We start from the raw sequence: 19,339 nt of genomic DNA, 5'->3' as shown, positions 1-19,339 counted from the left end.
GCCCCGGTACTTTGCGAACGGGAACGCCCCCCGACACGAGTCGGACCTGGACGCACCGAAGGGGGGTGGGCCGTGAACTTCTCCGGCACAGGGCACCCAGAACAGGCGACGCGTGCCCGAGGGGTGCTCCCTTCGGCCGAGGCAAAGGAGTCCCATGAAAGCGCCAACACCCACGCCCCTGCTGCTCGCCGCGTTCCTCCTGTCGGCCTGCACGCCATCCCTAGGCGGGAGTCCTCCGAACGCCAGCGAGGCCGCCGCCCTCGTCACGCAAGGGAGGCAGGCCATGGGGCAACAGAACTACACCCTGGCCGTCCAGGACTTCCGACAGGCCGCCGAGGCCGGAAATGCCGACGGACAGACCATGCTCGGGCAGATGTACCAGCAGGGGCAGGGTGTCCCGCAAGATGACGCTCAGGCGCGCTCCTGGTACGAGAAAGCCGCCGCGCAGGGGAACGGCGGGGCGCTGCTGAACCTCGGGCTGCTGTACCGCGAGGGGGTGGGCGTGACCCAGGACGCGGATCAGGCCCTGGAATACTTCATGGCCGCTGACGTGGCAGGACACCTCAAGGCACCCCGCTACATCGGCCTGTCCTACGAAGAGGCGGACGACGACGCGAAAGCCGCGGCCTATTTCCAGAAAGGGGCGAACCTGGGCGACATCACCAGCCAGTACGACCTGGGCCGGGCGTACGAACTCGGGAAGGGTGTGGCCCAGGACTACGCTCTGGCGGCGCAGTGGTACACCAAGGCCGCCCAGCGGGGGGACCTCATCGCTTCCGACGGCATGGTCGGGCTAGCCTCCCTGTATGAGCGTGGCCTGGGCGTCACGCAGGACCTGAACCAGGCCGTCGCCCTGTACCGGCAGGCGGCGGCGGTGGGCAATCAAAGGGCCAAGGCCGCCCTACAACGCCTGGGTGTGTCCACATCGTCGTAAGCCCCTGCACTCTCCCGACCAAAGCGAGGATCGAACGATGAACAAAGCGGTCTGGATGGCCCTCACCCTGAGTCTTTGCGGCGCGGTGGCCGCGCAGGGCAGCACGTCTTCGGGCACGCCCGCCACCAGTCAGTCGAGCACCCCCAGTTCGGGTGACCCGACGGGCGGTGCCGGTCCCGCCGTGAATTCCACCGTCTTCTCCGGGGAACACATCAAAAACGTCACGGCGGTCACCGAGGTGTTCGGGCGCAGTCAGAACATCACGGCGGCCATCGTGGAGTATGACCAGTCCATCCGCAACAGCAGCCTGAGCGCCGCGACCTTCACGGTCTCCGGGCGGACCATCACCCGGGTCTACGCCACCACCCAGGCGGCCAAGGCCACGGCCGGGCGGGACGGGCGGTTCGTCGTCATCGAACTCGACCCGAACGACGCCAGCGCCCCGGTGTTCGCGCCGAATGTCGATAAGACGGCCGAGGTGGTCGTCAACCAGGCCGGAACGGTGCAGACGGTCGGCGGCGCCACGTATGCGGCGACCCCCACCGCGATCATCAACACCCGGCTGAAGAACCTGATCGTGGACGACTTCCAGGTCCTGCGCTTCACCGATCCCGTGACCGGCCAGCGCCTCAGTTACAACCTGTACGTCCCCAGGAACTATGACCCGAAGCAGAACTACCCGCTGGTCCTGTTCATGCACGACTACGGGACGACGGGCACGAACCCGCTGCGGACCCTGGAGCAGGGCCTGGGCGCGGTCTCGTTCGCCTCGCCCGAGGACCAGGCGAAACACCCCGCGTTCGTCCTGGCCCCGCAGTACTCGGTGGGCCTGGCGAACGACGCCAACCAGATCAGCGAGTTCCCGGACATCACCGTGCGCCTCCTGCAAACCCTGACCCGGATTTACAGCATCGACCAGAACCGCCTATACACCACCGGGCAGTCGGGCGGGGCGATGGCTTCCCTCGCGCTGAACCTCAAGTACCCCGACCTGTTCGCCGCCTCGCTCATCGTGGCCGGGCAGTGGGACCCGGCGCAGGTCGCCCCGCTGGCGAACAAGAAGATGTGGGTCATCGCGTCGGAGGACGACCCCAAGGCGTACCCCGTGATGAACCAGATCATGCCCGTGCTGGAGCAGAACGGCGCGAAGATCACCCGGGCGGTGTGGAATGGCCGGGCGAGTGCCGCCGAGTTCCAGAACGACGTGGACGCCGTGCTGAAGGCTGGGCCGGACAGCAATATCTACTACACCGTGTTCCAGAAGGGGACGGTCATTCCGGCAGGCATCACCAACAACCCCGGGGCCGGGCACATCTACACCTGGCCTATCGCGTACACCATCGCGGGGGTCCGAGACTGGCTCTTCACCCAGCACAAGTGAGGCAAGGACGGCTTTACGAACGACTCAATTTCGGCCTTCAGAGCGTTTTCTGGGGGCGGCCTTCCTCAACTCAAGAATGGAAGTGGGTTCGACATGCACAAGATGAAGCTGCTCTCCGGTCTAATCACCGTCGCCCTCGTCGGGGCCTCGCTGCATACCCTCTCGCTGGCCTCGGCCGGTGGGGCCGCCGCGCCCACGACGACCGTTCTCGCCGCCGACGCGCAGACCACGAGGGTCGTGAACGCCGCCAACGCCTTCCTCGCCACCCTCACGGCGGCGCAGAAGAAGGCCGTGCTCTTCGCCTGGACGGACAACACGCAGCGCAAGAACTGGTCGAACTTTCCGCAGGGGGGCGCCGGGGTCAATCGCCAGGGCGTCCCCTGGGGCGACCTGAATGCCACCCAGAAGACCGCGCTCATGACCCTGCTGGGCACCGTCCTCAGCGAGCAGGGGGTGGCGATGGTCCAGGGGCAGATGGATGCGGACGACATTACCCAGGCCACCGATTCCGGCACGCCCGGCGGACGGACCAATGCCGGGACGGCCAGCCCGACTGGGGCCGCGGGCAGCGCCACCGCGGGCGCGCAGGGCACCCCGCCGCCCGCCGGCCAGGTCGGGAACCCCGCCGGCGGCCCCCCCCCGGGCGCTGGCGGTGCCCGCGCGCCGGTGAAGTTCGGCAGCGAGTCCTACTTCGTCTCATTCGTCGGCACGCCGTCCACCACCTCGCCGTGGATGATGCAGTTCGGCGGACATCACCTCGCCATCAATGCCACCGTCGTCGGGCCGAACATCGGCCTGTCGCCCACCCTGACGGGCGGCGAGCCGGTCCGGGTCAGCTTCAACAACCAGACGTTCACGATCATTCCGCAGGTTCCGGTCGAGATGACCGCCGCGTCCGCCCTGCTGAACAGCCTGACGGCGGCGCAGCAGGCGAAAGTCGTGATCAGCACCAACCGCATCGACCTCGTGCTCGGGCCCGGGCACGACGGGCAGACCCTCCAGCCCGAGGGTCTGCCGGGGAGCCAAATGACGGCCGCGCAGAAGACGCTGTTCCTGGCGCTGATCCGGGACCGCCTGGGCATCCTGAACGCGAACGACCTCGCCGCGAAGATGACGGACATCCAGAAGAACCTGAGTCAGACCTATTTCGCGTGGTATGGCCCCACGGCGGCGGGGAGCGCGGCGTACTGGCGGGTGACGGGTCCGACCGCGATCATCGAGTTCTCCCCGCAGGCCACGGACGGGGACCCCACCAACCACCTGCACAACATGTACCGCGACCCCACCAACGAGTACGGCGCCGCCTGGACCTCCCTGAAGTGAGGCCTTGACGTGTGCAAGTTGGCCTGGGGGCTCACGGCCCTGCTGCTCGGCGGCGCCGGGGCACATCCGGTGGACGAGCTGGTGCAGGGCGCGTACCTGACCCTCGCGCCGGGGACCGTGCAGCTTGAACTGGACCTAACGCCGGGGGTACAGGTGGTGGGCGTGATCATCAGGTCCCTCGATCCGAACGGCGACGGAAAGGTGACGGTGGCCGAGGCGCGGGCTTATGCCAGGCTGGTGCTGGCGCAGTCCACCCTTAAGGTGAACGGCGTGGCCGTCCCCTGGGCCCTCGACCAGGTGGAGGTGCCGCCCGTCGCCGCCCTCAAGGAAGGCGGCATCCTCAAGATTTACGCGAGTGCCCAACGCACCGACCGGGCGGGCGCACAGACCCTGACCTACCAGAACCGCTACCAGCCGGCCAAAAGCCAGTGGATGGCAAACGTCTTCCTGCTGCCCGGCGCGGGCTGGCGGTACGGGGTCGTCGGGCAGGGGCACAGCCATGACGGGCGGCAACTCACCGTGAACTTCACGGTCTCCCGCCCATGAACGGACAAAGAGGGACGGAACCTCACCCTGCAACCCGGCAACGGGCTGCGGCTCGCCAGCCTTTCCGCGCGTGGTGGCGAGTTCAACCTGCGCCCGATCCGCGTCGTCGTGCCGGCGAACCGTGAGGGCGACGAGCTGTACCAGCACGACGGCGCGGAATGGCTGTACGTCCTGTAAGGCCAACTCCAGCTCATCCTCGGCTTCGAAGAACATCTCCTGGGCGCTGGGGACGCCGCGCACTTCGACGCCCGCACTCCATACCGCCTCGTCGCGCACGGCGGGGAAGACGCGCACCTGCTGCTCGTCGCCGCCACCTTACCTCGCCCGCTGTTCGGGAGTTACCTGTGACCCCATTCGCCAACTCGTCCACGTCGCACGCCGCATCGGGCGGTCGGATCGACGAAGCCGCCGCGCGCCACATGGAGGTGTCCTCATGAGTCGGATTCAAGTCCTCAGCGTCGGATTACCGCAACCGCTTCCCTACCTCGACGGCAGTGTGCCGAGCGGGTTCGTGAAGACGCCGGTGAGTCGGGTGCTGTATTTGGGTCTTGAGGGGCTGGAGGACGACGGCCAGGCGGACCGGCAAAACCACGGCGGGCCGGACAAGGCGGTGTGCGTCTACCCGAGCGAGCACTACCCCTCCTGGCAGGAGCGGCTGGGCAAACCCCTCGGAGACGCCGCGTTCGGGGAGAACTTCACCACGAGCGGGCTCACCGAGGAAGACGCGTGCATCGGCGACGTGTACCAGATCGAACAGGCCATCGTGCAGGTCAGCCAGCCGCGCAAACCGTGCTTCAAGCTCGCCGCACGGCACGGCGAACCGAAGCTCACGTTATGGGTGCAAGAGACCGGGCTGAGCGGCTGGTACTTCCGGTTGGTATACGTAGCTGGCGTTGGGCCCGCTGTCGTCGGAGAAGTCCACCGTGAAGGTCGTGCCCGTGGGCCCGTGGTCACCTCCGTCACGCCGTTGGCCGTGGCGGGCGAGCTGCCGTAAGACGTAAACAGCGCGTCGGCGGCGGCCGAGGGCCTCACCGATACCGTCTGCTTGTCCAGGAACCAGGCCTTTTCAAGCATGTTCATGGCCGCGAAGGTGCCGGCTCCGCTCGTGGGGTTGGCGGTGACATCGCTGTTCACCTCCACCCACTGAAAGTTGCCCTGCGGATTGTTGGAATTATCCAGGTACACGTTGAAGGTGAAGTTGTCCTGGGCCGTGGAGGTCTGCTGGCCGGGGCCCCGGTAGGTCCCGGTGAAGGTGTAAGGAGTCGTGGGCGTGTAGAAGTAGGTCTTCATGATGAGGTCGGAAGGGATGGGGGTGTCGCGCACCCCGGTCAGGGGCGCACGCAGGCGCGACATCACCAGGTCGGCATAGGCGTTCGTGCTGGCGCTGAGCTGGGCGGCGGGGTCACCCAGAATCCCCGCGGGAAACGGCGTCGTCGTGAGGGCCTCCTGCCCCGTGGGCGCGTCCACGATCCACATCGCCGGGTGGCCGCTCTCGTCCCGGGCCATGCGGACCAGCCACCCGGGGCTCGTGCTCCGGGTGACGAAGCCGAGCCGGTCCCCGAGGCCCGTGCGCTGGTGGGCCTCGCTCACGTCCAGCCCCAGCACCCACTTGCCCGAGCGCAGCGCCCGCTCCACCAGCGGGTCGGCCTGAAGGGTCTGGGGGCTCTGGGCGTCCCCGTCGAAGACGATCAGGTCGTAATCGTCCACCTTTTGACTGCCGGTGTACTGGACGAGATTCAGGTTGGGCTTCAGCGTGTCGAGATAGGGGCTCTGGACGGAGCCCAGGACCAGGGCGTTCACGCCGCCGGTGGGCGGAGCCGTGCCCTGCTGGTTACAGCCCAGCAGCAGGGCGGAGAGAATCAGGGCGGCGGGGGCGAGGCGGGCGGGTGTGGGCTTCCTGGTCATCGGGTTCCCCTTCTGGGACCGTGGGCCTGGTGTGGGCCGGGCGGTGAAGTGGGGCAGTCGAACGTCTGCGGGCGGGCGCACCGGAAGTCGGCGACGGTGAAGAAGAGCGGGAGCGTGCCGTCCCCGTCACCGTGAACTGGGGTAGGCTATCGCCGCCCTCCTGCGCCGCCACCGCCGCCGGGTCCACCGTCCCCGCCAAGGTGTAACGGTCCAGGACGGAAGGGCATGCTGTTGGCGGTCGTGCGGTCGCCGTCGGCGCGAGGTCGTGTCCGGCGGAAGAAGGGGCGGGCTGTTCGGGTCGCTCATGCGCGGGGTTCCTTCCGGGTGACGGGGGGTGCGGGCAGGGAACGGGGCTTACCGGAGGTCCTGCCCCTCCGCTACGGGTTCTGCGCCTGCCAGAGCGCGGCGGCCACCTGCCCGACGTCCTCACCGACCCCGAGCAGGCTGAGAATGTCCGGACTCTTGCCGGGGTTGTTGACCACGATGTCGAACACCTGCCAGGTTCCGTCGGCCGTCTGGAAGTACCCGGCCAGGGCCTTGGTCAGCAACACGATGTCGCCGGTCAGCAGGTCCGCGTCGATCAGGGTCCCGGTCTTGGCGAACACCTTGCCGCGCGCCGGGCTGCCCGTGGCGACGTCGTGGAGGGTGCCGTCCACGCCCAGGACGGGCAACGACTCGCGCCAGCGGCCGAAGTCCGGCTGACGGGTCCACCAGCGCAACAACTGCGTGACGGCCGTGGGGGGCAGGCGGTTGGGCTCGCCCCCGGCCCCGCTGGAGATCACCAGGCTCCCCACGTCGACCCCCGTCCGGGTCAGAAAGGCCCCCAGCGCCGTGAAGCCGTCGGCGCAGCCGTCGCTCCCGGCCCGGACGGCGAGCAGGCAGATGGCCGTGTTGGCCCCCAGGTTGTGACTGACCTTCAGGATGAACCGGGCCTGTTCGGCGTAGCGGGGCGACTCGAACCGGGCGACCCGGGAACCCGCCGGATACCGGGAACTGCGCGGCAGCCGCGTGGCCGGATTCGGGCCGGTGGCCGGGGCGTCCACCTGAACGCCCCTGGCCCTGAGCGCCTGGATAAAGACGGTTCGGCCGAAGGCGGCGGGGTCGGTGATGGGCGCGGTGCGCAGCAGCGGGGCGGAGTCGGCGGCGATGGTGCCTGAAACCGTGATCCGGCCCGGCGCCAACCCGGAGACCGTCACCGCGCTGGGCTGACCCGCCGCCACGGTGGTGACGGTCGACTGCACCGTATAGGCGGCGGCCGGGGGCCGCACTGTCAGGGCCGCCGGTCGCCCGACCGCGCCGGGCTGGACGAGCACGTCGATCACGTTCTCGTTGATCATCAAGGGCGTCGGCGCCGGTTGCAGGTCGGTGGAGAACAGCCGGTCGTCGACCACCACGTTCCCGCTGACCCGGGTGATGCCCGCGGCCCGGACCTGACCGGCGAGGGCGTTGAGTCCGGCCAGCGGGTCCTGCGGGGTCAGCGTGGCCCCGGGGATGACGTTGGCGTCCGTGTGGTCGACGTCAGTGAACGCCACCCGCCCGTCCGGGGTGGTGCGCCCGCCGAAGGTCACGTCCCCCGCGCCCACCAGCACGAGGTCGCCGTCGAGCCGGGACCCGCGCCGGGTGCCCCGCGCGTACACCGGAGTGGTGATCCGGCTGTCGGGTCCCAGGAGCTTCCAGGCCCCGGAGAGGCTGAACAGCTTGGTGGTGGACCCGGGGACGAACATCTCCCCGGCCCGCCGAGCGTGGGCGACCTCTCCCGTGCGGGCGTTCAGGTCGAGCCGGCCCCAGCTCGCGTGCCGGAACTGGGGTCTGTTGATGATCGCGGTGACCGCCGCGGGCAGCGCCGTGTCCCCACCGGCGGGAGGGCCAGCCTACGAGGCCGCCACGGCGGCGGCCCCGAGGGCACCCACCGCCAGCACGCTCGACAGGACGAGGATCGAAGGGGCTTTGCTCCGCATCGGCCGACGTTCTCGGGACATAGCTGCCTTCCTTTCCGTGGTGTGGACGGGGAGTCTCAGGGTCGTGTGAGGAGCAGGAAAGGGGGTGGAGGCGTCCCCACGGTCACCGCCCGGCCTCCTCGCCCACGGTCACGCTGACCTTGTAGTCCTCGCGGCTGGGCGGGGCGCCGAGCACGGCCTGAAAGCGGGCGACCTCCTCCTGAAACCCCCCGCTCGCCTCCAGGGCCCGCAGGTTAGCCTCGCTCTCCCAGAGGGTCAGCATCAGCCCCCTCCCGGTCGCGGCATCGGTCAGGAGCCGTCCCCCCGCGAAGCCGTGAAACCGCGCCAGCGCCGGGGCCACCGACTCGCGGTAGATGTGCACCGCCCCCGCCAGTTTTCCGGGCCGGATCTGGACCGTCACCACCCTCGCGTACATGGGCACCCCCTTCCGGGACAGCCTGTCTGGGACCCTGGCACCCCCCAGGGCAGGCCCGGTGAAGGGGCCCCCACCACCTCACGCTCACTTCGGCGGTTCCGGGAGCTTGGGGAAGCGGTACGGGTGATCCGGCAGGATCGACCCGGTGATCACTTCGGCGAGCTTGGCGGAGGGCGAAATGATGCGGAGGGCGAAATGATGTCGCCGTCCCGCTCCACGTGCGTGTCGGTGTTCGTGACGACAATCATCGTGAGGTCGCGGTCCGGGTCCCGGTACATGGAGCTGGAGAACCCCGGAAGATCCCCGTTGTGTCCGATCCAGACATTCGAGTCGATGACGCCCAACCCGTACCCCACGTTCCCCACATTGCCCGGGATGGGCACGAACTTCAGCCGTTGCGCCTGCGACGCCCTGGAGAGCAGCCGCCCCGTCGTCAGTTCCCCGACCCAGCGGTGCAGATCGTCGGCGGTCGAGATCATGACGCCCGCCGCCCCGCCCCACGAGGGGTTCCAGTTCGTGACATCGGCCTCGTTGCCGTCGGGCGTCTGTTCCGAGTACCCCATCGGGTGCGGGGCCGGAAACTCGCTTCCCCTCGGCCAGAAGGTGTTCTTCAGCCCCGCCGGCACGATCACCTGCTCCCGAACCACGTCCCCGAGGGGCTTGCCGGCCACGGCCTCGACCGCCATCCCGATCAGGATGGTGTTCGTGTTCGAGTAGTTGAAGAACCGGCTGGTGAGCCTCAAGACCATCGCGGACTATCACACGTCGTGGCCGGTGCAGCGGGTCCTGGCGTTTTTCCTCAAATCAGGCGACCTGGAGCGGCACCTGGGGCAAATGCGGCGGGTGTATGCCCGCAAGCGAGCGCTGCTGGTGCGTGAATTGGAGGGGGCGCAGGCCGTCGCGCGGGTGGGCGGCCTGGAGGCAGGTTTCCACGTCCACCTGGAGTTGGACGAGTGTTTGGACGCGGCCGAGGTGGCGCGCCGGGCCGGGGAGCGAGGGGTGCGGGTCCGTGTGCTCTCTGCGTTCTATGTCTCGGACCCGGGGCCGAGCGGGCTGCTGCTGGGCTATGGGGGGCTGGAGCCCGCGCAGGTTGTGCGGGGCGCCCGGGTGCTGGCCGAGGTCATGAACCGTCTGGCCGCCTCCTGACCACAGCGCCCCCCGGCAGCGACCCTGGCCGCGAGCCTGGCTGCGGTGGTCCACGTCATACCAGGCGCCCCGTCGTGGGGACCACCGCGACCGGCCCCGCCACGTCGAGGACCTTGCCCAACATTTCGATGTCCAGCTTCTGCCAGCACCATCCTCCAACAATTAATACATAACAGCTTCCTCCTTGCCCAAACAAAACAAAACACGCGGGAGGCAGCCGCGCAGGCAAGACCACAGCCGACACGCCCTCCACCCCGCTGTCCGTCCGTCCGCGGAGCCCAGCCTTCACTCCTCCACACTCCACCGCGTCCTGCGGGCAGACAGGAGAGACCATCGGCTCTCAAACGGCAACCGCGAAGCGACCGAGGTCAGCTCCGCCTCACTCCCGAGGTTGAGCAAGCCGCTGGAACACGAGTCTTGCTCTACCGGGCGGCCAAGCCTGCGCCAGGTCCATGAACGCCTCAGGATGCCGTGCCACGAATGTGGGTTCACGATCCCTGCATGCCGCACCGTCCGAAAACGAATGCCGGGGTTACAGGATGCGCGTCACCTTACCCGACGTGGGCAACCCTTCCCAGGCTCAGGCCCTCAACCCGGCGCCAGCTTGACTCCTTGCGGTGATGCCCCCTTCGACCACACTCCTCTGGACCTCACGTCGGCGAAAAGGCGTCGGGGGTGAGCCCTTCGGCCACGGGCTACCGGAGCATGAGCATGTCACCACCGCGGCGCAAGCCCCCGCCTGCGCCAGTCACCGAAGCACCCCGCCTGAGAGGAGCCGCACCTTCCTTGGCCGTGAGAGCCAAGAGGGAAAGGGGAGACCGCGCGGTAAGAAATGGGAAGCGCAGGCGATGGCGGGAGCTGGGTCAGGAGCGGAAACGACGTGTAAGGCGGGGGAGGGACTGAGCCTGGCGACAAAGAAAGGAGGGAACTGGGGGGAGAGGGGGACGCGACCTTGCTGACCTGTTTGTATTAATTATCAGCTCTGGGGCTCGTGCGGCGGGCCGTAGAGGCGACGGAAGGCGTCGCGGTGCTGGGCCTGGGCGTGGCGGGTGGGGAGGGATGGGAGGCTGGGCCCGCGGGGAGGGCGGAGGGCCCGGAGGGTCGCAGGCAGGTCGGCGTGCAGCCCGGCGGCGGGCATCGCCAGGAGGGCGGCCCCGTCGGCGGCGCCGGGTTCGCGCGCCGGGCGGTGGGTGGGGAGGTCGAGGGCGCCGGAGACCAGGCCGAGCCACAGGTCGCTGCGCGCCCCGCCGCCGGTCGCCAGCAGCGAGGTCACGCCGCACAGGGGGCGCATCACGTCGTAGGTGTCGCGCAGGGCGCAGGCGGTGCCCTCGAGCAGGGCGCGGACGAGGTGGGATCGCCCGTGCGCGAGGCTGAGCCCGGTCCAGGCGCCCCGCAGGTCGTCTCGCAGGTGGGGGCTGCGTTCCCCGGCCAGGTAGGGCAAGAAGGTCACCCCATCTGCCCCGTCGGGCACCGAGGCCGCCTCGGCAAGCAGGGTGTCGAAGCCGACCCCGGGCGCCAGCTTGTCGCGCAGCCATTGCAGGGCGCCCGCGCAGGCGAGCGTGACGCCGAGCAGGTGATAGCCGCCGTCGGCGTGGGCGAAGAGGTGGACGCGGCCCTCCGGGTCGGGCGTGGGGGCCGCCAGGGGGGCAAAGAGCACCCCGCTCGTGCCCAGGCTCACGCCGCCGACCCCGGGGCGCTCCCCCGTCAGGCCCAGGGCGACGCCCGCCGCCGCGTTGTCGCCCGCACCCGCCACGACCGGCAGGCCCCCGGGGAGGCCGGTGCGCACGGCCCACTCCGCCCGCAGGCGGCCCACCACGTCCCAGGAGTTCACCACCTCCGGGAAGAGGCCGGGAGACAGGCCCAGGGCCCCGAGCACCTCCTCGTCCCAGGCCCTGCGCGTGAGGTTCAGCGCCCCGACCCCCGAGGCGTCGGACGGCTCGGTTCGCAGCTCCCCGGTGAGCACGAAGCCCAGGTAGTCCTTGGGCAGCAGGACGTGGCGGGTGCGGGCGAAGACGTCCGGCTCGGCCGAGCGCAGCCACACGAGCTTGGGAAGCTGGAAGCCGGTCACCGCCCGGTTGCCGGTGCGGGCAATCAGGTCCGCGCGGGGCAGGCGGGCCCCGATCTCCTCCACCGCCGTGCCCGTCCGCTGGTCGTTCCAGAGGGGGGCGGGCCGCAGCACCTCGCCGCGGGCGTCCAAGAAGACGGCCCCGTGCATCTGCCCGCTCAGCCCCAGGGCCAGCGGCACCGCCCCGGCGTCCCGGAGGTGCCCGGCGAGGTCGGCCAGGGCCTCCAGGCTGGCCCGTGCCCAGTCCTCCGGGCGCTGCTCGGTCCAGCCGGGGCGCGGGGTCAGCAGCGGGTAGGTCCGGCCCGACTCGGCGACGGTGCGGCCCGCCGCGTCGAGGGCAACGGCCTTGACCCCGCTCGTCCCCAGGTCCACCCCCAGGGTGACGGGCGTCCCCGTCACGTCGTGACCTCGACTCCGGGCCGGGACCGGGTGGACAGGCCGCCCCGCACACCCAGCAGCAGCTCGGCGGTGAGCTGGTCGAGCTGCTCGAGTCCCGGGCCCCGCTGGCCCAGCATCTCCCGGTCGAAGGTCCGCGCCTTGAGGGTCTGGGCGTTCTCCGGGCTGAACTTCCGGGTGAGGCCCGCCAACTCCTCATCCTCGACCCGGTACGCCGCGAGCGCCGCCTGGATGTCCGGGTCCTCGTGAAACTGCCGCGCCTTGTCCTTGAGGATCAGGTAGGTCCGCATACACCCGCGCGCAAAGGCCCACACGCCGCCCTCGTCCTCGGTCCGCAGGGCGTGGGCGTCGAAATGCCTGGGCCCGTCGTAGCCGCTGTCTTCGAGCAGCTTGACGAGGAAAAAAGCCGCCTTGAGGTTCTCGGCCCCGAAGCGCAGGTCCTGGTCGAAGCGGCCCATCTTCTGGTCGTTGAGGTCGATGTGAAAGAGCTTGCCCGCGTCGATGACCTGCGCGACCGCGTGGGTGAAGTTCAGCCCCGCCATCGTCTCGTGGGCGAACTCGGGGTTGACGCCGAACCGCTCCGGGCGGCCGAGGGTGGCGATGAAGCCCAGCATCGAGCCCGCCGTCGGGAAGAAGAGGTCGCCGCGCGGCTCGTTGGGCTTGGGCTCCAGGGCGAAGCGGTAGCCGTAGCCCTGCGACTCGCTGTACTCGGCGAGGAAGTTCAGGGAGTCGCGGAACCAGGAAAGGGCGTCGAGGAGCTTGCTACTGGCCTCCACCTCGGTGCCTTCGCGCCCGCCCCAGAAGACGTAGGTCTGCGCGCCGAGTTCGTGCCCGAGGTCCATGCTGAGCATCGTCTTTTGCAGGGCGTAGGCCCGCACCCGGGCGTCGGCGGAGGTGAAGGCGCCGTCCTTGAAGGCGGGGTCGGAAAAGAGGTTGGTCGTCGCCATCGGCACGGCAAGCCCGTGATCGGCGAGGGCCTGAGTGAACTCCCGAACGAGGCGGTCGCGTTCGGCGGCGCGGGCACCCGCGGGCACGAGGTCGTTGTCGTGGAGGTTCACCCCGTACGCGCCGAGCCCGGCGAGCTTCTCGACGAGGTGGGGGGCGGAGAGCGGCGGGCGGGTCGGCTCACCGAAGGGGTCGCGGCCCACGTTCCCGACCGTCCAGAGACCGAAGGTGAACTTGTCCGCGCGGGTGGGCTGGAAGGGGTCACTCATGGCGGGTCCTCTCGGGGCGGGGCTGTTTCCCGGCACCCCGGGGGCAAGGGTGGCGGGGAGACGGGGCGGGCCGGGGGTCGCCCGGCGGGGGGGCGAAGCTGATCTTACCCGTCCCGGCGCGGGGCAAGGTCCGGGCGGCTCAGGCCAGCGTCTTGCCGCCGTTCACGGCGAAGGTCTGCCCGGTGACGAAGCTCGCACCCGGCGAGGCGAGGTAGGCGACGAGCGCGGCCACCTCCGCCGGGGTGCCCCGCCGCCCGAGCGGCACGCCCCGTGTGTACGCCGCGAGCGCGTCCGGGTCCGCGCCCGCGTGGCGCTCGACGGGCACCCACCCCGGCGCGACGAGATTCACGGTGACGCCCTGCGGGCCGAGTTCCACCGCCCACGAGCGCGTCAGCCCCACCATCGCCGCCTTGGCCGCCACGTAGTGCCCGAACTCGGGGTTGCCGAGGTCCACCACCTCGCTGCCGATGTTGACCACCCGGCCCCCCAGGGCCCGCAGGTCGGGCAGGGTCGCCTGGAGCAGGAGCAGGGGCGCCTTGACAAAGAATTCGAGCTGCCCCAGGTGGTCTTGCCAGGTCTGCCGCTCGACGGGGACCGTGGGCTGCGGGCCGGTCGCGTTGTTCACGAGCACGGCGACGGGCCCGAGCTTCTCCCGCACCCGCGCCACCCCGCGCGCCACCGCCGCCTCGTCGGTCACGTCGAAGCGGAAGGCCTTCGCGCAGCCCCCCTGCGCCGTGATCTCGTGAACGGTGCGCGCTGCCCCCGCGTCGTCGTGGGCGTAGTTCACCGCGACGGGCCAGCCGTCCGCGGCGAGGCGCAGCGCCATCGCCCGGCCCAGCCCCCGAGACGCGCCCGTCACCAGGGCGCAGCCGCCAGGGGAAAAAGAGCCGGGCATCAAAGAGTCAGACATGGACGTATCCTGCCATCTCGGGCCTGCTCAGGTCGACGTGACATAATCTTGCGCCAGCGTTTCGTTTTTAGCGTAAAATAGCCGCAAGCACGCGGCCCGGGCCGGGCCGGACGACTCGACAAAGGAACGACCATGACCAAGCTCAGCAAGAAGAAAGACACCGCCGCCGCCCAGGAAGACGCTCTGACCACCTTTGCCGCGCTTGTGGCGACCGCCGGGGTGGAGAGTGACGTGCGCGCCCTTCAAGACGGCGGGGCGGACGAGGGAACCCTGAACGAGCAGCTCACCCGCGAGTTGGGGCTCGCCCACGACCGCTGGGGCCTGGGGCTGGGGCACCTGCGGCACGAGGCGCAGCTCGTGCGGGAGGGCGAGCGCCCTGACGTGGCACTGCTCGTGGACGGGGCGGTGCGTGCCCGCGTTTCCGAGGGAGCCCGCGCCCTGGCCGCCACCTACACCCCGATGCAGGCGCTGGGCGCCGAGGGCCTGAGCGAGTGGGGCGTACTGGAAGACGGCCACCGCGTCACCCTGCGCCCGGGCCTGGGGCAGATGCGGGTGCTCGTGGAGGACGCCCGCGACTTCGAGACCCTCTGGAGCGCCGAGCGCGGCGGGGTGTGGACCCGCACCTGGCGAAAGGGCGAGACCCTCGCGGTGGAGGTGCACCGTCCGGCCTCGCCCGCCACGGCGCTCGCGGACGCGGCGTGGGACGTGATCGCCTCGATCAAGGACCGCAAGTTCCAGCGCGAGCTGATGGAGCGCAGCAACTCCGTGGGGATGCTCGGCGCGTTGCTCGGCGCCCGGCACAGCAGCGCGGGGGACGCCCTGGCACAGCTTCCCGAGGCCCACTTCACCGTCAGCGCCGCCGTCGTGCGCGAGACCGGGCGGAGCGCCCGCGACCTGGAGCGCTGGAAGGCGATGGTGCGCGAGGGGCAGGAGAGCCTCGACGCGTTGCAGGGGGCGAACACCAAGCGCCTCGCGGCGGTGCTCAGCGGCGGGCTGCGGTAGGGGGCGCGCCTCTTCGCCGGTTTCGTCTCCTCCGGTTTGAAGCTCCGATCCCACGGCCACGCCCTCCCCGGGCGTGGTTTTTTGTTGGGGCCGGGGATGAACCTCCCGGCAGGCCCGCTCCTCCCCCCCGCCTACGATAGGGGCGATGAGCGCCGAACCCCCCCTCGACCACGCGGCGATCCTGAGCGTGCTGCGCTCGGCCTACGGGCTGGCCGCCGACACCCTGACCTTCATCCCGGACGGGACAGCCCCCGCCTACCGCGCCGAGGGGCCGGAGGGGCGGTCTTTCGTCAAGGTGCTGCCGAGGACGCCCTCCGGTCAGGTGATGGCGGGGCGGGTCGCGGCGGAGGTCCCGCTCCTGCGCGCCCTGTGGGAGGGCGGTGTGCTGGCCCGCGTGCCTCGTCCCGTGCCCACCCTCGCCGGGGCCGATCTCGCCGACGTGGAGGGCCATCCGCTCGTCGTCTCCGGATGGATCGAGGGGGGCGCGCTGGGGGAGGGGTGGGAGGCGGCACTGGGGGACCTCGCGCCGCTGCTCGGTCGCCTGCATGCCGGGACAGCGGGGGTGCTGGGCCGGGTAGACCGCCTCCCCGTCTCACCGGAGGATTTCGACCTCCCCTTCGAGCGTGGATTTCTGGAGGACCTGCGGTTCCTGCGGGCGCTTCCCCGGGATGCCCGGCCCGGGGTCCACGCCCTGCGCGACCTCCTGCTGCCGCGCGAGGACGAGGTGCGGCGGCTTCTGGAGCGGGCCCGGTCCTTTCAACAGGCGGCCCAGTCCCGGCCCCGCCCCCTCGTGGTCTGCCACACCGACGCGCACGGCGGGAACGTCATGCGGGACGTGGCGGAGAGGCTATGGATCATCGACTGGGAGACGGCCCGGCTCGCACCCCCTGAGCACGACCTGTGGATGCTGGGCGGCCGGCTGGCCGAGGTCCTCCCCGCCTACGAGGAGGGCGCAGGTCGGCAGGTGGCACTCGACCCCGACCTGCTCGGCTTCTACCTCTGCCGCCGGGTGCTCGAAGACCTCGCCGCCGACGTGGACTGGGTGCTCCACGAGAACACGCGGGCCGAGGAGGACGCGGCCAACCTCGCCGTCGTGGAAAGGTACGTGCTGCCCAGCCTCAGCCGCGTGGGGGACGACCTGGACGGGTTGAGGCAGGCGGTGGGCTGAGGCGCCCTCCCAGGCTAGTCCCCCACGATCAGGATGTCGAGCGCGCGGGGGCCGTGGACGCCCTCCACGCGGCTGAGTTCGATGTCGGAGGTGGCGCTCGGGCCGCTGATCCAGGTCAGGGGACGGCCCGCGCGCACGCTCTCGGCCAGCCGCGCGACCGCTTCCGGCACGCCGTCCACGACCTGCGCCTCCCACACGACGCACACGTGGTGGTCGGGCACCAGGGTCAGGGCCCGCCGCCCCTGCCCGGGGCCGTGGTCGAGGACCACCGTGCCGCTCTCCGCGACCGCCGCCGCGCACCCCGTGACGACCGCCTGGAACGCCGTGAGGTCGGTGGTGCCGGGCTGGTCCCCGGTCACAGGCAGGTGGGCGGGCAGCCAGGCGGTCGGCAGGTCGGGCGGGATCACCACCCGTTCGCTCCCGCGCGCCGCGAGGGCGTCCCGGATCGCCCCCGGCAACCCGCCCGCGTCCACCCGCACGACGTTCGCGCGGTACTCCGCCGCGTACTCGGCGAACTGCTCCACCACGTCCCCGTGCGGGCGGGTGGAGGGGCGGACGGGGACGCGAACGAAAGGTTGCGCCTCACGCGCCCTCGCCCGGTTGATCCGGGTCAGGATGTCCAGCCTGGATTCGGCGCTCATATCGACCGCTCTTCCCGCTGCGGGGCGAGGGGCTGACCCTCGCTGGCCTGGGCGTTGCCCTCCGTGCCCCGCATCGCCGGGGCGGGCCGCCCGCGCCACCACTCGCGGAACGTCTGCGGCGGGAAGGCGGGGAGGTCACGCGTGTCCGTCCAGCCGCCCAGCATCCCGGGCAGGGCGTGGATGGCGCCCTGTTTCACCAGCGGTCCCTGCCCGGTGCGAGCCAGTTTGATCGCCCCCTCGAAGCGGTGCGGCTCGCTCATCACCCAGGCGGCGGTCTTGAACAGGGTGTCCTCGGCGCTCAGGGGCCTATCCTCCGTGATCTTGCCGCGCAGGTAGAGCAGCACCTCGGGGATGTTGATCTTCACCGGGCAGGCGTCGTAGCACGCGCCGCACAGGCTGCTCGCCCAGGGGAGGGTGTTCGCGTTCTTGTTCTCCAGGTGCAGCAGTTGCGGGGTGAGGATCGCGCCGATGGGGCCGGGATAGACGCTCCCGTAGGCGTGGCCGCCCGCGCGCTCGTAGACGGGGCAGACGTTGAGGCACGCCGAGCAGCGGATGCAGCGCAGGGTCTGCCGCCCCACCTCGTCGGCGAGGACGTCCGTCCGCCCGTTGTCGAGGAGGATCAGGTGGAACTCCTGCGGGCCGTCCCCCGGCGTGACGCCCGACCAGAAGGAGGTGTAGGGGTTCATGCGCTCGGCGGTGCTCGACCGGGGCAGGAGTTGCAGGTACACGGCCATGTCCTGCCACGTCGGCAGCACCTTCTCGATGCCCATGACGCTGACGAGCACTTCCGGCAACGTGACGCACATGCGCCCGTTGCCCTCCGACTCCACCACGCAGATGGTGCCCGTTTCCGCGACGGCGAAGTTCGCGCCGGAGACGGCGACCTTGGTCGTCAGGAACTTCTCGCGCAGGTAGAGGCGGGCGGCCTCGGCGAGCTGTTTCGGCTCGTCGGTCAGCAGCTCCGCGCCGAGCTTGCGGCGGAAGAGGTCCCTGATTTCGGCCCGGTTGCGGTGGATGGCGGGCACGAGGATGTGGCTGGGCAGGTCTTCCGAGAGCTGCACGATGAGTTCGGCGAGGTCGGTCTCGATGGCGTGAATGCCGCGCTCGGCCAGCCCGCCGTTGAGTTCAATTTCATCGGTGGTGATCGACTTGACCTTGATGACCTCGCGGGCACCGTGGGAAGAAGCGATGCCCGCCACGATCTCCCGCGCCTCCAAGGCGTCCCGCGCCCAGTGGACGTGGCCCCCGCGGGCCTTGACGGCGGCCTCCAGGTCGAGGAGATAGTCGCCGAGGTTCGCCATCACGTGGTCCTTGATCGCCGCCCCCTGGATGCGCAGGTCCTCCCAGTCGGGGAGTTCGGCGACGGCCCGCAGGCGCTTCTCGCGGATGGTGGTCGTGGCGTGCTGAAGATTGCGGCGCATCTGGGCGTTTGCCAGCGTGGCGCGGGCCGCTTCCTGAAAAGTCCGCTGCGGAACGATGCCGCCTGCGCTCATGAGGACCCCTCGCGCGCTACCGGCCCACGCCCGAACGGGCAGGCCGACCTGCCCGGCAACGACTGACTCATGCGAAGACCTCCCCTTCGGTGCTCGCCAGAATCTCGGCCAGGTGGACGGTGCGGGTGCCCGCTTGCAGGCGCGAGAGCCCACCCCCGATGTGCATCAGGCAGGAGTTATCGCCCGCCGTACAGGCCTCCGCCTTCGTGCTCAGCACGTTCTGCACCTTGTCGGCGAGCATGGCGGTGCTCGTCTCGGGGTTCTTCACGCTGAAGGTGCCCCCGAAGCCGCAACACTGCTCCACGGCGGGAAGTTCGACGAGCCGCAGCCCGCGCACGTTCTTCAGGAGCCTGAGCGGCGCATCGCCGACCCGCAACACCCGCATCGCATGGCAGGTCTGGTGGTAGGTGACCCGGTGCGGGTAGTAGGCCCCCACGTCCTCCACGCCGAGGTACCGCACCAGAAACTCGCTCAGCTCGAAGACGCGCGGGGTGAGGGCGTTCACCTCCGCGAGCAATTCCTCGTCCCCGGCCCACTCCGCCGCCCTCGGGTAGAGGTCACGGACCATGCCGACGCACGAGCCGCTGGGGGCGACGACGGCCTCGGCGTCCCGGAAGGTCTCGACAAAGTGGCGGACGAGCCGCAGGGCGTCGTCCTGGTAGCCGGAGTTGAAGTGCATCTGGCCGCAGCAGGTCTGGCGTTCGTTGAAGCGGACCTCGTGCCCGAGCCGCTCCAGGAGTTTGACGGTCGCCTCGCCCGTGCGGGGAAACAGCGCGTCGTTGAGACAGGTGATGAAGAGATCGATGGTCAAGGTGGTTTACCTCTGGACGCGGTGGGGATGG

Annotated in this window: 17 protein-coding genes and 1 pseudogene; 9 read left to right on the top strand and 9 right to left on the bottom strand. The window is 70.3% G+C overall.

The genetic code is table 11. The features are described from left to right. The first annotated feature begins 154 nt into the window (after positions 1–154). The 6 genes and pseudogenes from IC605_RS15970 (at position 155) to IC605_RS25590 (ending at position 5,178) form a co-directional block, all read left to right on the top strand. Complete coding sequence (locus IC605_RS15970; RefSeq protein ID WP_216326360.1) at positions 155–934, top strand: tetratricopeptide repeat protein; 780 nt, start codon at positions 155–157, stop codon at positions 932–934. Positions 935–971: 37 nt separating this feature from the next. Then, a complete protein-coding gene (locus IC605_RS15965; protein WP_216326358.1) occupies positions 972–2,315 on the top strand; it encodes an alpha/beta hydrolase-fold protein in 1,344 nt (447 codons plus the stop codon). A gap of 93 nt (positions 2,316–2,408) precedes the next feature. Beyond that, a complete protein-coding gene (locus IC605_RS15960; protein WP_216326354.1) occupies positions 2,409–3,638 on the top strand; it encodes a DUF3500 domain-containing protein in 1,230 nt (409 codons plus the stop codon). A gap of 9 nt (positions 3,639–3,647) precedes the next feature. Continuing rightward, positions 3,648–4,184, top strand: coding sequence for a hypothetical protein (locus IC605_RS15955; protein WP_216326352.1), 537 nt, complete (start codon positions 3,648–3,650; stop codon positions 4,182–4,184). 189 nt (positions 4,185–4,373) lie between these two features. Beyond that, positions 4,374–4,532: pseudogene (locus IC605_RS25595) on the top strand (cupin domain-containing protein); the annotation flags it as partial. Positions 4,533–4,617: 85 nt separating this feature from the next. Next, positions 4,618–5,178 carry an MOSC domain-containing protein gene (locus IC605_RS25590; RefSeq protein ID WP_216326349.1) on the top strand — a complete coding sequence of 187 codons (561 nt, stop codon included), beginning with the start codon at positions 4,618–4,620 and terminating at the stop codon, positions 5,176–5,178. 1,288 nt (positions 5,179–6,466) lie between these two features. On the opposite strand, the gene dacB is transcribed toward IC605_RS25590, so the two are convergent. The 3 genes from dacB to IC605_RS15935 all read right to left on the bottom strand — a co-directional run bounded on the left by dacB (position 6,467) and on the right by IC605_RS15935 (position 9,205). Further along, entirely contained in the window at positions 6,467–7,930 is a 1,464-nt protein-coding gene (gene dacB, locus IC605_RS15945) for a D-alanyl-D-alanine carboxypeptidase/D-alanyl-D-alanine endopeptidase (RefSeq protein ID WP_216326579.1), read from the bottom strand. Between the two features lie 220 nt (positions 7,931–8,150). Next, the gene (locus IC605_RS15940) at positions 8,151–8,462 is read right to left on the bottom strand and encodes an antibiotic biosynthesis monooxygenase family protein (RefSeq protein WP_216326346.1); all 312 of its coding nucleotides are present in this window, start codon (positions 8,460–8,462) and stop codon (positions 8,151–8,153) included. A gap of 149 nt (positions 8,463–8,611) precedes the next feature. Beyond that, positions 8,612–9,205, bottom strand: a complete 594-nt coding sequence (locus IC605_RS15935; protein WP_216326343.1) for a serine hydrolase domain-containing protein — start codon at positions 9,203–9,205, stop codon at positions 8,612–8,614. On the opposite strand from IC605_RS15935, the gene IC605_RS15930 reads away from it, so the two are divergent. Further along, positions 9,195–9,608, top strand: coding sequence for an aminotransferase-like domain-containing protein (locus tag IC605_RS15930; protein WP_246580932.1), 414 nt, complete (start codon positions 9,195–9,197; stop codon positions 9,606–9,608). The genes IC605_RS15935 and IC605_RS15930 overlap by 11 nt on opposite strands. A 976-nt stretch (positions 9,609–10,584) precedes the next feature. Here IC605_RS15930 and xylB read toward each other — a convergent pair. The 3 genes from xylB to IC605_RS15915 form a co-directional block, all read right to left on the bottom strand. Then, on the bottom strand, positions 10,585–12,072 hold the full coding sequence (gene xylB / locus IC605_RS15925) for a xylulokinase (RefSeq protein ID WP_216326340.1): 1,488 nt from the start codon (positions 12,070–12,072) through the stop codon (positions 10,585–10,587). Further along, positions 12,069–13,283 carry a xylose isomerase gene (gene xylA / locus IC605_RS15920; RefSeq protein ID WP_216326337.1) on the bottom strand — a complete coding sequence of 405 codons (1,215 nt, stop codon included), beginning with the start codon at positions 13,281–13,283 and terminating at the stop codon, positions 12,069–12,071. Before xylA ends, xylB begins: the two co-directional genes overlap by 4 nt. Before the next feature lie 139 nt (positions 13,284–13,422). Continuing rightward, positions 13,423–14,193 carry an SDR family oxidoreductase gene (locus tag IC605_RS15915; RefSeq protein ID WP_216326334.1) on the bottom strand — a complete coding sequence of 257 codons (771 nt, stop codon included), beginning with the start codon at positions 14,191–14,193 and terminating at the stop codon, positions 13,423–13,425. A 132-nt stretch (positions 14,194–14,325) separates the two neighbouring features. On the opposite strand from IC605_RS15915, the gene IC605_RS15910 reads away from it, so the two are divergent. Together IC605_RS15910 and IC605_RS15905 are read left to right on the top strand one after the other, a co-directional pair. Continuing rightward, positions 14,326–15,195, top strand: a complete 870-nt coding sequence (locus IC605_RS15910; protein ID WP_216326331.1) for a DNA repair protein — start codon at positions 14,326–14,328, stop codon at positions 15,193–15,195. Positions 15,196–15,340: 145 nt separating this feature from the next. Continuing rightward, a complete protein-coding gene (locus IC605_RS15905; protein WP_216326328.1) occupies positions 15,341–16,363 on the top strand; it encodes a phosphotransferase enzyme family protein in 1,023 nt (340 codons plus the stop codon). Between the two features lie 14 nt (positions 16,364–16,377). On the opposite strand, the gene IC605_RS15900 is transcribed toward IC605_RS15905, so the two are convergent. The 3 genes from IC605_RS15900 to IC605_RS15890 form a co-directional block, all read right to left on the bottom strand. After that, a complete protein-coding gene (locus tag IC605_RS15900; RefSeq protein ID WP_216326326.1) occupies positions 16,378–17,004 on the bottom strand; it encodes a LutC/YkgG family protein in 627 nt (208 codons plus the stop codon). Further along, entirely contained in the window at positions 17,001–18,497 is a 1,497-nt protein-coding gene (locus IC605_RS15895) for a LutB/LldF family L-lactate oxidation iron-sulfur protein (protein ID WP_216326323.1), read from the bottom strand. Before IC605_RS15895 ends, IC605_RS15900 begins: the two co-directional genes overlap by 4 nt. 67 nt (positions 18,498–18,564) lie before the next feature. Then, on the bottom strand, positions 18,565–19,308 hold the full coding sequence (locus tag IC605_RS15890) for a (Fe-S)-binding protein (RefSeq protein ID WP_216326320.1): 744 nt from the start codon (positions 19,306–19,308) through the stop codon (positions 18,565–18,567). Positions 19,309–19,339: the final 31 nt, after the last annotated feature.

Source organism: Deinococcus aestuarii, assembly GCF_018863415.1.
Classification (GTDB): domain Bacteria; phylum Deinococcota; class Deinococci; order Deinococcales; family Deinococcaceae; genus Deinococcus; species Deinococcus aestuarii.
Note: the sequence above shows the minus strand (reverse complement) of the source record. Positions and strands in the feature narration are given on the sequence as shown.